Below are 13643 nucleotides of genomic sequence, written 5' to 3'. Positions count from 1 at the left end.
CTTATACCGACCAACCAACGAAAGGAGCATGCATGCATGCAACCTGTAAATATACATGATGCCGTTGCACGGCTTAACACCCCTCAACGGCAAGCCGTCGAGGCGACGGATGGCCCGCTGCTGATTATGGCCGGAGCGGGCTCCGGCAAGACCCGGGTGCTGACACACCGGATTGCCTACCTTATTGCAACACGGAAGGCACCCCCGTGGGGCATTTTAGCGATTACATTTACGAACAAAGCCGCCCGTGAGATGCAAGACCGTGTATCCCAACTCGTAGGTGGCTCCCAAGGCCGCGACATTTGGGTATCCACGTTCCACTCCATGTGCGTGCGAATTCTGCGCCGTGATATTGAACGTATTGGTTTTACCTCCAACTTCAGTATTTTGGACTCATCGGACCAATTATCTGTAATTCGCAGCTGTATGAAAGATCAGAATATCGATACCAAGAAATTTGAGCCCAAAGCAGTTCAATCCATGATGAGCACGGCCAAGAATGAACTGATCAGTCCTGAGCAATATGAGAAGCAGTCGGGAGACTATTTCGAGGGTATTGTGGCGAAGGTATATAAGATGTACCAGAAACGGTTAAGAGCCAACAACTCACTTGATTTCGACGATCTCATTATGCAGACCATTCAACTGTTCAAAGAAGTGCCGGAAGTCCTCGACTTTTACCAAAAGAAATTCCAATACATTCACGTGGACGAGTATCAGGATACGAACCGTGCACAGTACATGCTGTGCCGCATGCTCGCTGACAGTCACCACCACATCTGCGTTGTAGGGGATAGTGACCAGTCGATCTATCGCTGGCGTGGGGCGGATATCAGCAATATCCTGAACTTTGAGAAAGATTACCCTGAAGCAAGTACGATTTTGCTGGAGCAGAACTATCGTTCAACTTCCAATATCCTGAATGCAGCCAATGAAGTGATCGGCCTGAATACAGGGCGTAAACCGAAGAAACTGTGGACGGACAAAGAGGGTGGTTCGAAGATCAAGGTGTACCGTGCGGATTCCGAGCATGATGAGGGGTATTTTGTTACCTCCGAGATTAGTAAAAATGTGAAGAACGGCAAATCCTATCAGAACCATGCGATTTTATACCGTACTAACGCCCAGTCCCGGGTTATAGAGGAAATTCTGATCAAGTCTGATATTCCGTATCAGATTGTCGGCGGCATCAAGTTCTATGATCGTAAAGAGATCAAGGACATTCTGGCGTATCTGCGCCTGTTATCTAACCCGGACGATGATATCAGTCTTACCCGGATCATTAATGTACCAAAACGTAGCATTGGTGATACAACGGTAGCTAAGCTTGCGGCTGCGGCAGGAGCGCGTGGAATTTCTATTTTCCGTGTACTTCAGGTCGTAGATGATCTTGGTTTTGCTGGTCGTACGCGGAATGCGCTGGTGGAGTTCTATGACATGATCGCTGCGTTGCATCAGATGGTAGAGTATCTGTCTGTAACTGAACTGACCGAGAAGATTCTTGAGATGAGCCAATACCGTCTTGAGATGCAAAATGAAAACACACTCGAATCCCGTGCACGGCTGGAGAACATTGAAGAGTTCCTGTCGGTAACGATGGAATTTGAGAAAAATAATGAAGATAAAACGCTCGTGTCGTTCCTCACCGATCTTGCATTGATTGCTGACATCGACAGCATGAACGATGATGAAGAGGATCAGAGCGACGCGGTTACCCTGATGACCATGCACAGCGCCAAAGGTCTGGAGTTCCCGGTTGTCTTTATCGTAGGTATGGAGGAAGGAGTCTTCCCGCATAGCCGTGCCTTTATGGACAATGAAGAGCTGGAGGAAGAACGCCGACTTGCTTATGTAGGGATCACCCGTGCGGAAGAGCAACTTTTCCTGTCTTGTGCACAGATGCGGACGTTGTTTGGACGTACAACAGCGAACCCGCCTTCCCGCTTCCTGGATGAAATTCCGGATGAGCTGAAGGAAGACACCTCCATGGCTCGTGATCGTTACCGCCGTGGCAGTAGCGGAGGAGGCTCATATGGTGGACGCGGACTAGGTTCCAGTGGAGGAAGTAACTTCGGTGGTGGCACCAAGCTGTTCGATCACCAAAGTAAAAGCGGTTCATCTGCTACCTCATCCACGCCAACTTCGCGTGTGACCACAAGTGTCTCCCGCCCAACATATTCTACGCCATCATCTGCTTCCAAGCCGGTAGCTCCTGATGGTGAAGCAGGATTCAAGGCAGGAGATAAAGTGCAGCATGGCAAATGGGGGACAGGCACCATTGTTGCGGTCAAAGGGACAGGTAATGATACCGAACTGCAGATTGCCTTCCCGGCTCCGGTGGGTGTGAAACGTTTGCTTGCCGGATTTGCCCCAATTACAAAAGTAGAATAAGAACGAAACCTCCTTTTGCACGATAACAGAGAGTACAGAAATAAATTGAAGAAGCAAGACGTTCGCCTTTATCCCCGGATTTCCACCTTTTAAAATGGATTAAAAGAAGTCCGGGGATAACAGCGATCGGAAAGTTATTCTGTTATCGGAGTGTCATTGTGGATATTCATTCATTGAAATTATGTAGTGATATCAACGATGGAACGTTATTATGTTATCACAGTTCACGTGCAATAGGAGTATTCGTTCTACATATATAGATCAAAATAACGGAGGGATGGCCCTGTATGGACCCGATGCACCGGATGGAGCAACTCGTTACCGAGCTGAACCAGCATAATTATCAGTACTACACGATGGATCAGCCACAGATCAGCGATAAGGAGTATGATCTTCTGTACGATGAACTGGTTACGCTGGAACAGGAAAGCGGCATGGTTCTGCCTGATTCTCCAACACAGCGTGTGGGCGGCGAACTGCTCAAAGGGTTTACCCCGCATCGCCACTTATCTTCCTTATGGAGTCTGGACAAAGCACAGAATATTGAGCAGCTTCGGAGCTGGAATACCCGTGTACTGAAACTGATTAATGACTATAACAGTAAAAATCCCGATACGCCTTTACCGGAACCAGGTTATGTCATTGAGTTGAAGTTTGACGGATTGACGCTGAACCTGACATACACCAACGGTGAGTTGGTGCAAGCCTCTACACGAGGGAACGGTACCGTAGGTGAAGGTATTTTGGCACAGGTAAGAACGATCCGATCCGTTCCGCTCAAAATTCCTTACACAAGCGGTACGATTGAAGTACAGGGTGAAGGCATCATGAATCTGTCTGTCCTGGATCGATACAATGAGACAGCGGCAGAGCCACTCAAGAATGCGCGTAATGCAGCAGCAGGAGCGCTCCGCAACCTGAATCCGAAGGCGACGGCTGAGCGTCGGTTGAATGCTTATTTTTATAATGTAGGTTATTCGGATGACATTCAGTTTGCCAATCATCAGCAGATGATGGACTTCCTGCGTGAGAACCGATTCAAAGTTAATCCATCCATCACGTATTTCCATGAGTTTGATGATGTGATGGAACAATTGGCTGCGATTCAGGAGAACCGGGGTCAGCTGGACTATCTGATCGATGGAGCTGTTATCAAAATTACGGACATGCGCACCCGCGAAGTGCTGGGTTATACCGATAAATTCCCTCGCTGGGCGGTGGCATATAAATTCGAGGCTGAAGAGACCACGACGGTTCTTAACGCTGTGGTATGGAATGTGGGCCGTACTGGCAAAGTAACTCCGTTGGCACGCGTAGAACCGGTTGAACTTGCTGGAGTAACGGTACAGAACTGTACTCTTAACAATGTCGGCGATATTGAGCGCAAAAATCTGAAGTTTGCTCTGGGTACACGGGTCTTTATTCGCCGCTCCAACGACGTCATTCCTGAGATTCTGGGCAAAGTGACGGAGGAGAGTGATGGCGAGGAGATCGTCTTCCCTGAGCAGTGTCCTGCATGTGGATTCCCACTGGAGCAACGCGGAGCGCATCTGTTCTGTAACAATAGACTTGCGTGTAAACCGCAAACGGTGGCACGTATTTCCCATTTTGCTTCCCGTGATGCTATGGACATTGAGACGTTCAGTGAGAAAACGGCGATTCAGTTGTATGATGAATTGAACGTACGTGAGCCTGCCGACCTGTATACGTTACAGTTTGATGATCTGGTGAAGCTGGAGCGGTTTGGGGAAAAGAAAGCGAACAACCTTATCGCTGCGCTTGAGCTTAGTAAAGATAGAGACTTGGCTTCCTTCTTATACTCACTGGGTATTCCGAACACAGGTAAATCGACAACGCGCATGCTCGCTGATCATTATCGAGATCTGCACGCCATTATGAATGCAACCGTGGAAGAACTGGTTGAACTACCCGACGTGGGTGGTATTGTGGCAGAGAGCATCGTAAACTTTTTTGCAGATCCGTTTACACAGGCTGCAATTGAGAAAATGCTTAACTTGGGCGTGAAAGCTCAGGCACCTGAGGCACCAGCCGTTGCTGTTGTGGAAGATTCCTTCTTCAGTGGTAAAACGGTCGTCTTGACCGGAACGCTGCACCAATTGACGCGGGAAGAGGCAACGCAAAGACTGGAAGCGCTCGGAGCGAAGGTGACTGGCAGTGTGTCGAAAAAGACAGATTTGGTTATTGCCGGAGAGAAGGCAGGTAGTAAACTAACCAAAGCCCATGATCTTGGCATTCCTACGATTGAGGATGAGGACGAACTTGTACGTCTTTTGAACCCACAGGGTTAAAGTGTAATCAGAGAGTTCATAATGAGGAAAAAGAAAAAGGCCCCCGAAGACACAAATATGTGATCGGGGGCTTTTGCTATTTATTGAATTATTTTTACAACGAAAGAACGCTCACCAATCTTATCTTATCTCATCATGATCCACTTAAATTGTTAGGGATGCGCTGAGATGCGCCTGTAAGCCATGCATCCTTATCATATCCTCGTTCTTCCCAGTAACCGATATGTTCGCTGTCGATGAGTTCAATGCGATTCAACCATTTTACTGATTTATAGGCATACATCTGAGGAATGACGAGCCGTACCGGACCGCCAAGATCAGCAGGAATAGGTTTGCCATCATGCATGACAGCGACCATAATATCTTCCATTTGTGCTTGATCCATCGTAATGGCATCCGTATACACACCATCACCGGAATAAAACTTCACGCTGTGAGCTTCCGGTTTGACCCCGGCTTGTTTCAAAAGCTGTGCAAGAGAAATGCCTTCCCAGGTATTCTTATATACAGACCAGCCCGTTACACAGTGGAAATCACTAACCTGTACGGTGCGCGCCAGCTTCACGAATTGTTCCCAATTCCAGACCTGTGCCCGTTCAACCAGTCCATCGATTCGGAAAGACCAGTTAGCATTGGAGAAGGATGGTATAGGCGTAACCGTATATACGCGGAAATGACCTTCAGCTCCGCCTCCAATGGGAGGTGAAGAGGCAGACAGCGGTTGTGGCAGAGGAACCATACGGTTAGGATCGTTCTCCAGCATGCTATCAATACTATTATCGATCTTGAGATTTCGTCCTACCCAGGATATAAAAGTAGGACCAAGAGTCACGGCGAGACCAACCCCCACAGCAGAACGGATGAAAGCTCGTCGTGTATACACCGGTTGAGGTCGCTCCTCTGATTTGAGGGGATCTCTCTGGGAACTGCGATCAAACTGGGAAGAAGATATAGCAGCTGGAGTTTCTTTTTCATCCGATGTTGAATCAGATGGATCAGCTGTATTTTGAGTTGGTGTTGAAGTTGTAGTTGTAGTGGTTTTAACCGCACGACGTGCAGGATCCTTTAACCATTTGGTCCGAGTGATAGAGTGATAGATAATATAAGGTAAGCCCACCCAAGTCAGCAGGTCATGGATCAAAAGTGCAGCATTCGACCATCGAGGTCCAGCTAGCTTGAACTGCCATAATACAATACCCGAGAGTAGCCAACCTACCAGCAGCGCAAGAACTAAGATGGTGTTTACCCTTTGCCAAGGCCTAATTCGAAGTTGTTTCCAGTGCTTTCCGGCCAGAATCAAGTAATATACTACGGGTGCCAGCATAGCTAGCCCAACGATGATATGTAGCCATTTTAACCAGACACGTCCAATTCCGAGTATCTCGCGCCAAAAGCCGCCTACCAGCATAAGACCTGAAATAGCAAGGATCACAACAATCCAGGCATTCCAAGCATGGATGGAAACCAACTTTTTGCCGTAACCTTTGCGTCTGTTCTTCAACCATTGTTTCAAGTGCGATCACCCCATATAGGTTAGTAATGAGTTTATTCAGAACTTTGGATATGTAATAGCTAGCTGTGAATGGAGTACGTGATCTGTGTAAAGGTGCAATGCGAGATGGTTATACGATTGTTCATAGGCTACTTATGAAAGTAGTACACTTGACTGCTTAACCTTATCCCTATATCTATATACCTTATTATAGAGTTTTTGGATCACTTTCTTCAAACCAACAGAAGGGCAGGGATCGTTATCCCATCTTGGGTTCAGAGAATGTGCTAATCTGTCGAATACAGGTTGGAAACAAGACAGCGTAGATGAAGATATGATGATATCAAAAGGTTGATTAAAAATGCTTGCTAAATAAATCACTACGTGATATATTATTTCTTGTCGCTTCAAACGAATGATTGTCATAATCATTTGAAAGATGACGAAAACAAAGTGTTGACAGTAAGTTAGTTAACATGATATGATAAGATTCCTGTCCGGTTGACAAACATCAACATAAACGGACATACAAGTTCCTTGAAAACTGAACAAATGGATAGTAACTTTTGATTCACAATGAATCGTCAGATTCAAAATGAGCTTATCGCTCTTTTCAATACTTTATTGGAGAGTTTGATCCTGGCTCAGGACGAACGCTGGCGGCATGCCTAATACATGCAAGTCGAGCGGACTTGAAGAGAAGCTTGCTTCTCTGATAGTTAGCGGCGGACGGGTGAGTAACACGTAGGCAACCTGCCCTCAAGTTTGGGACAACTACCGGAAACGGTAGCTAATACCGAATAATTGTTTTCTTCGCCTGAAGAAAACTGGAAAGACGGAGCAATCTGTCACTTGGGGATGGGCCTGCGGCGCATTAGCTAGTTGGTGAGGTAACGGCTCACCAAGGCGACGATGCGTAGCCGACCTGAGAGGGTGATCGGCCACACTGGGACTGAGACACGGCCCAGACTCCTACGGGAGGCAGCAGTAGGGAATCTTCCGCAATGGGCGAAAGCCTGACGGAGCAATGCCGCGTGAGTGATGAAGGTTTTCGGATCGTAAAGCTCTGTTGCCAGGGAAGAACGCTTGGGAGAGTAACTGCTCTCAAGGTGACGGTACCTGAGAAGAAAGCCCCGGCTAACTACGTGCCAGCAGCCGCGGTAATACGTAGGGGGCAAGCGTTGTCCGGAATTATTGGGCGTAAAGCGCGCGCAGGCGGTCATTTAAGTCTGGTGTTTAATCCCGGGGCTCAACCCCGGATCGCACTGGAAACTGGGTGACTTGAGTGCAGAAGAGGAGAGTGGAATTCCACGTGTAGCGGTGAAATGCGTAGATATGTGGAGGAACACCAGTGGCGAAGGCGACTCTCTGGGCTGTAACTGACGCTGAGGCGCGAAAGCGTGGGGAGCAAACAGGATTAGATACCCTGGTAGTCCACGCCGTAAACGATGAGTGCTAGGTGTTAGGGGTTTCGATACCCTTGGTGCCGAAGTTAACACATTAAGCACTCCGCCTGGGGAGTACGGTCGCAAGACTGAAACTCAAAGGAATTGACGGGGACCCGCACAAGCAGTGGAGTATGTGGTTTAATTCGAAGCAACGCGAAGAACCTTACCAGGTCTTGACATCCCTCTGATCGATGCAGAGATGTATCTTTCCTTCGGGACAGAGGAGACAGGTGGTGCATGGTTGTCGTCAGCTCGTGTCGTGAGATGTTGGGTTAAGTCCCGCAACGAGCGCAACCCTTATATTTAGTTGCCAGCACTTCGGGTGGGCACTCTAGATAGACTGCCGGTGACAAACCGGAGGAAGGTGGGGATGACGTCAAATCATCATGCCCCTTATGACCTGGGCTACACACGTACTACAATGGCCGGTACAACGGGCTGCGAAATCGCGAGATGGAGCCAATCCCAACAAAGCCGGTCTCAGTTCGGATTGCAGGCTGCAACTCGCCTGCATGAAGTCGGAATTGCTAGTAATCGCGGATCAGCATGCCGCGGTGAATACGTTCCCGGGTCTTGTACACACCGCCCGTCACACCACGAGAGTTTATAACACCCGAAGTCGGTGGGGTAACCGCAAGGAGCCAGCCGCCGAAGGTGGGATAGATGATTGGGGTGAAGTCGTAACAAGGTAGCCGTATCGGAAGGTGCGGCTGGATCACCTCCTTTCTATGGAGAATCGTTTCCTGCAACGGAAACATTCAAATATGCAGGTTCTTAGAACCTGCAACAGCAACACAGTTACTTATCCATTTGTTCAGTTTTGATGGAATTTGAGGGGCCATAGCTCAGCTGGGAGAGCGCCTGCCTTGCAAGCAGGAGGTCAGCGGTTCGATCCCGCTTGGCTCCACCAAACAATTTCATCTATTTGGCTTGTTCTTTGAAAACTAGATATCGAAACGAAACAAACGCGAATTAGAACATTCCTTTAAGCTGATCTTGTGTAAACAAGTGAAGTGTTTTTATAAGGTAGATTGCTGGAGCGAGTGATCGAAATGGAGCGACTTTTGGATTTGGACGTAGTCCAAACCAAGCGGAGCGACAGCTCGAACACGAGCGCAATGGTTAAGCTACTAAGAGCACACGGAGGATGCCTAGGCGCTAGGAGCCGATGAAGGACGTGGCGAACAACGAAACTGCCTCGGGGAGCTGTAAGCAAGCTTTGATCCGGGGGTGTCCGAATGGGGAAACCCAGCTGGGGTAATTTCCAGTTACTCATAACTGAATACATAGGTTATGTAGAGGCATACCAGGGGAACTGAAACATCTAAGTACCCTGAGGAAGAGAAAACAATAGTGATTCCGTCAGTAGCGGCGAGCGAACGCGGAGAAGCCCAAACCAAAGAGCTTGCTCTTTGGGGTTGTGGGACGTCTCACATGGAGTTACAAAGGAACCGGTTAAGCGAAGAGGTCTGGAAAGGCCCGCCAAAGAAGGTAAAAGCCCTGTAGTTGAAAGTCTGTTCCCTCCGAGACGGATCCCGAGTAGTGCGGGGCACGTGAAACCCCGTATGAATCCGGCAGGACCATCTGCCAAGGCTAAATACTTCCTAGCGACCGATAGTGAAGCAGTACCGTGAGGGAAAGGTGAAAAGCACCCCGGAAGGGGAGTGAAATAGAACCTGAAACCGTGTGCTTACAAAAAGTCAGAGCCCGTTTTAGGGGTGATGGCGTGCCTTTTGTAGAATGAACCGGCGAGTTACGTTCCCGTGCAAGGTTAAGGTGAAGAGCCGGAGCCGCAGCGAAAGCGAGTCTGAATAGGGCGAATGAGTACGTGGACGTAGACCCGAAACCGGGTGATCTACCCCTGTCCAGGGTGAAGGTGCGGTAACACGCACTGGAGGCCCGAACCCACGCATGTTGAAAAATGCGGGGATGAGGTGGGGGTAGCGGAGAAATTCCAATCGAACTCGGAGATAGCTGGTTCTCCCCGAAATAGCTTTAGGGCTAGCCTCGGAAAACAGAGTCGTGGAGGTAGAGCACTGATTGGGTGCGGGGCCCGCAAGGGTTACCAAGCTCAGTCAAACTCCGAATGCCATAGACTTACTTCCGGGAGTCAGACAGTGAGTGCTAAGATCCATTGTCAAAAGGGAAACAGCCCAGACCATCAGCTAAGGTCCCCAAGTGTGTGTTAAGTGGGAAAGGATGTGGAGTTGCACAGACAACCAGGATGTTGGCTTAGAAGCAGCCATCATTGAAAGAGTGCGTAATAGCTCACTGGTCGAGTGACTCTGCGCCGAAAATGTAACGGGGCTAAACACACCACCGAAGCTATGGCTTGATGCTTTGCATCAGGGGTAGGGGAGCGTTGTATAAGGGTTGAAGGTGTACCGTAAGGAGCGCTGGACATTATACAAGTGAGAATGCCGGTATGAGTAACGAAAAGATCAGTGAGAATCTGATCCGCCGAAAGCCTAAGGGTTCCTGAGGAAGGCTCGTCCGCTCAGGGTAAGTCGGGACCTAAGGCGAGGCCGAAAGGCGTAGTCGAAGGACAACAGGTCGAAATTCCTGTACCACCGTAAGCCGTTATGAGCAATGGGGGGACGCAGTAGGGTAGTGACGCGGACTGATGGATGTCCGTCTAAGCAGTAAGGCTGATGTGTAGGCAAATCCGCACATTGTAAGGCTGAGCTGTGATGGGGAGCGAAAATTATAGTAGCGAAGGTCATGATCTCACACTGCCAAGAAAAGCCTCTAGCCAGGTGATGGTGCCCGTACCGCAAACCGACACAGGTAGGCGAGAAGAGTATTCTAAGGCGCGCGGAAGAACTCTCGTTAAGGAACTCGGCAAAATGACCCCGTAACTTCGGGAGAAGGGGTGCCCCGGTAGTGTGAATAGCACGAGGGGGCCGCAGTGAAAAGGCCCAAGCGACTGTTTAGCAAAAACACAGGTCTGTGCGAAGCCGTAAGGCGAAGTATACGGGCTGACGCCTGCCCGGTGCTGGAAGGTTAAGGGGAGTGGTTAGGAGCAATCCGAAGCTGTGAACCGAAGCCCCAGTAAACGGCGGCCGTAACTATAACGGTCCTAAGGTAGCGAAATTCCTTGTCAGGTAAATTCTGACCCGCACGAATGGCGTAACGACTTGGGCGCTGTCTCAACGAGAGATCCGGTGAAATTTTAATACCTGTGAAGATGCAGGTTACCCGCGACAAGACGGAAAGACCCCATGGAGCTTTACTGCAGCTTGATATTGAATTTGGGTACGATCTGTACAGGATAGGTGGGAGCCTTTGAAACGTGAGCGCCAGCTTGCGTGGAGGCAACGTTGGGATACCACCCTGATCGTATCTAGGTTCTAACCTGGTACCGTAATCCGGTGCGGGGACAGTGTCAGGTGGGCAGTTTGACTGGGGCGGTCGCCTCCTAAAGAGTAACGGAGGCGCCCAAAGGTTCCCTCAGAATGGTTGGAAATCATTCGAAGAGTGCAAAGGCATAAGGGAGCTTGACTGCGAGACCTACAAGTCGAGCAGGGACGAAAGTCGGGCTTAGTGATCCGGTGGTACCGCATGGAAGGGCCATCGCTCAACGGATAAAAGCTACCCTGGGGATAACAGGCTTATCTCCCCCAAGAGTCCACATCGACGGGGAGGTTTGGCACCTCGATGTCGGCTCATCGCATCCTGGGGCTGAAGTAGGTCCCAAGGGTTGGGCTGTTCGCCCATTAAAGCGGTACGCGAGCTGGGTTCAGAACGTCGTGAGACAGTTCGGTCCCTATCTGTCGTGGGCGTAGGAAATTTGAGAGGAGCTGTCCTTAGTACGAGAGGACCGGGATGGACGTACCGCTGGTGTACCAGTTGTTCCGCCAGGAGCACCGCTGGGTAGCTATGTACGGACGGGATAAACGCTGAAAGCATCTAAGCGTGAAGCCCCCCTCAAGATGAGATTTCCCAGTATGTAAGACCCCTTGAAGACGACGAGGTAGATAGGCTGGGGGTGGAAGTGCAGCAATGCATGGAGCTGACCAGTACTAATCGGTCGAGGGCTTATCCAATAGCAAGTTGTAATTCGCATGTTTCGTTTCGAATCTAGTTTTCAGAGAACAACACTCTGAAATGTAAGCTATGCGTTTGGTGGCGATGGCGGAGGGGTTCCACACGTACCCATCCCGAACACGACCGTTAAGCCCTCTAGCGCCGATGGTACTTGGACCGCAGGGTCTTGGGAGAGTAGGACGCCGCCAAGCGAAGAACCACTGCCGATGTTATTCGGTGGTGGTTTTTATTTGTTTATTTTAGGGGATGCGGAAGCATCTCTTTATTTGACTTTGTAAGAATCCTCTGACACACTCTAAGGGGTACATATATCAGATATCAGGCCATGATTTGGATTGATATAACTCTAGCGAATGGGGTGTAGGACAACATGGAAATTCAGAAATTGACGGTAGATGATTTTGAACCGGCGATGGCACTCTCCGAATATGCTTTTCAAGTAGTAATGAGTGAAGAACAGAAAGAAAAACGGCGGAGTCAATTTTCGTCACAGGATATATGGGGTGTATATGAGGACGGGCAGCTAGGAGCCAAACTTCACATCATTCCTTTTCAAACCTATATTCATGGCAGATCGTTCGAGATGGGCGGTATTGCGGGTGTTGCCACCTGGCCAGAGTATAGACGCAAAGGCTGGGTAGCGGGTCTGCTGAAACATGCGTTGGAAGAAATGAATCGTAACAAACAGAGCATATCATTCTTGCATCCATTCTCTTTTGGTTTCTATCGGAAGTATGGATGGGAGACGTATGTTGAATTTAAACGTTATAAAGTACCTACAGCTCATTTGCCTCAGAAAAAAGCGACACCTGGAACAATTCGGCGTGGGGATCCGGGCCTCAGCATATTAAAGGAAGTATACAGTGCTTATGCTGAGCGTTATAACGGAACTCTGGTTCGGGATGATGCAAGGTGGGAGAATTCAGTTCTTGTTAATGGGACCAGCCAGAAGGCTGTATATTACGATGAAGCTGATGCAGCACAAGGTTATCTTTTATATGAGGTTAAGGAAAATAAATTTACCATTAAAGAGATCATCTATCTGAATGAAGAGGCTAGGCAAGGGCTGTGGACCTTTATTGCTAACCATGATTCCATGATCCAGGAAGTTACGTTGCAGGCGCCTGCCAGTGATACGCTTGCCTTCCAATTGGATAACCCACGGATTCAGCAGGAGATTGTACCTTATTTTATGGCGCGTATCGTTAGTGTAGAGCAGTTTATATCCCAGTATCCATTTGCAAGCCAGGACTCACCAGTGCAGATTGTACTTCAGGTAGAAGATGCCCACGCTCCATGGAATGAAGGGGTATGGCAATTAAACGTGGCAATGAACGGAACAGCGTCCATATGGAAAACATCGGAGCCAATTACTGATGATCAGATCATTAAGGTGGATATTCAATCCCTTACCGCGGTGCTGATGGGATATCGCAGACCAACGGAAATGGCACGAATCGGAAGAATTCACGGACCGAACACAGCAATCAAGGCTTTGGAACAAGCGATTCCTGAACAGGAAACCTATTTGCTCGATTTCTTCTGATGACTATGCCCACTGCTCCATTTAACTTGATTAGCTTATATAGAAATACGGCGTGATTGAAAGACAAATGGACTTCTCCAGCAATTTTGGGGAGGTTTTTTTGTGTCCGGGGAATATTTCGTGTAAAATCGTAAAAAATGAATAGTGACCCCACTTGGCAAAACCACAAAATATGCTATAATGGTTATAAAGTCAAAGAAAGTCAAAGTCAACTAAAGGTTTAATACTTAAGTAGCTTTCTTTCTACAATCTGATGCATGATCGCCAATATACGGGATTCATTTCATCGGAGGATCAAGGGAATATTAAAGGACCTTCGTGCTTCCTTCGCTCTCCTGTTAACACCTGTGGAAGCAAGATTCGCTGTTTCCCTGATTGGTTAAATGGGTAGAGAAGGTGTACTCTGTGGG

Annotated in this window: 4 protein-coding genes, 1 tRNA gene and 3 rRNA genes; 7 read left to right on the top strand and 1 reads right to left on the bottom strand. The window is 48.7% G+C overall.

Annotation, left to right across the window (positions count from 1 at the left end; all coding sequences use genetic code 11):
- Nucleotides 1-36 precede the first annotated feature (36 nt).
- Both pcrA and ligA read left to right on the top strand, forming a co-directional pair.
- Nucleotides 37-2391 carry a DNA helicase PcrA gene (pcrA, locus tag V6668_RS27035; RefSeq protein ID WP_338707136.1) on the top strand — a complete coding sequence of 785 codons (2355 nt, stop codon included), beginning with the start codon at nucleotides 37-39 and terminating at the stop codon, nucleotides 2389-2391.
- A 287-nt stretch (nucleotides 2392-2678) separates the two neighbouring features.
- Entirely contained in the window at nucleotides 2679-4700 is a 2022-nt protein-coding gene (ligA, locus tag V6668_RS27030; RefSeq protein WP_047840609.1) for an NAD-dependent DNA ligase LigA, read from the top strand.
- Between the two features lie 133 nt (nucleotides 4701-4833).
- Here the strand turns inward: ligA and V6668_RS27025 are convergent, their stop codons facing one another.
- The gene (locus V6668_RS27025; protein WP_338707135.1) at nucleotides 4834-6213 is read right to left on the bottom strand and encodes a molybdopterin-dependent oxidoreductase; all 1380 of its coding nucleotides are present in this window, start codon (nucleotides 6211-6213) and stop codon (nucleotides 4834-4836) included.
- Nucleotides 6214-6813: 600 nt separating this feature from the next.
- On the opposite strand from V6668_RS27025, the gene V6668_RS27020 reads away from it, so the two are divergent.
- The 5 genes from V6668_RS27020 to V6668_RS27000 all read left to right on the top strand — a co-directional run bounded on the left by V6668_RS27020 (nucleotide 6814) and on the right by V6668_RS27000 (nucleotide 13233).
- Nucleotides 6814-8366, top strand: a 16S ribosomal RNA gene (locus V6668_RS27020).
- 108 nt (nucleotides 8367-8474) lie between these two features.
- Nucleotides 8475-8550, top strand: a tRNA-Ala gene (locus tag V6668_RS27015).
- A gap of 210 nt (nucleotides 8551-8760) precedes the next feature.
- Nucleotides 8761-11686 (top strand): 23S ribosomal RNA (locus tag V6668_RS27010).
- A gap of 75 nt (nucleotides 11687-11761) precedes the next feature.
- Nucleotides 11762-11878, top strand: a 5S ribosomal RNA gene (rrf, locus tag V6668_RS27005).
- The 16S, 23S and 5S rRNA genes sit together here with 1 tRNA gene alongside, the layout of an rRNA operon.
- Nucleotides 11879-12057: 179 nt before the next feature.
- The gene (locus V6668_RS27000) at nucleotides 12058-13233 is read left to right on the top strand and encodes a GNAT family N-acetyltransferase (protein ID WP_338707134.1); all 1176 of its coding nucleotides are present in this window, start codon (nucleotides 12058-12060) and stop codon (nucleotides 13231-13233) included.
- The last annotated feature ends 410 nt before the right edge of the window (nucleotides 13234-13643 follow it).

The sequence above is a fragment of the Paenibacillus amylolyticus genome (genome assembly GCF_036894225.1).
Classification (GTDB): domain Bacteria; phylum Bacillota; class Bacilli; order Paenibacillales; family Paenibacillaceae; genus Paenibacillus; species Paenibacillus amylolyticus.
This window is presented reverse-complemented; position numbering and strand designations above follow the sequence as displayed.

What these genes read in the sequence shown, in the direction of transcription:
- pcrA (WP_338707136.1), top strand. Translation starts at nt 37, where the DNA reads ATGCAACCTGTAAATATACATGATGCCGTTGCACGGCTTAACACCCCT.
- ligA (WP_047840609.1), top strand. Translation starts at nt 2,679, where the DNA reads ATGGACCCGATGCACCGGATGGAGCAACTCGTTACCGAGCTGAACCAG.
- V6668_RS27000 (WP_338707134.1), top strand. Translation starts at nt 12,058, where the DNA reads ATGGAAATTCAGAAATTGACGGTAGATGATTTTGAACCGGCGATGGCA.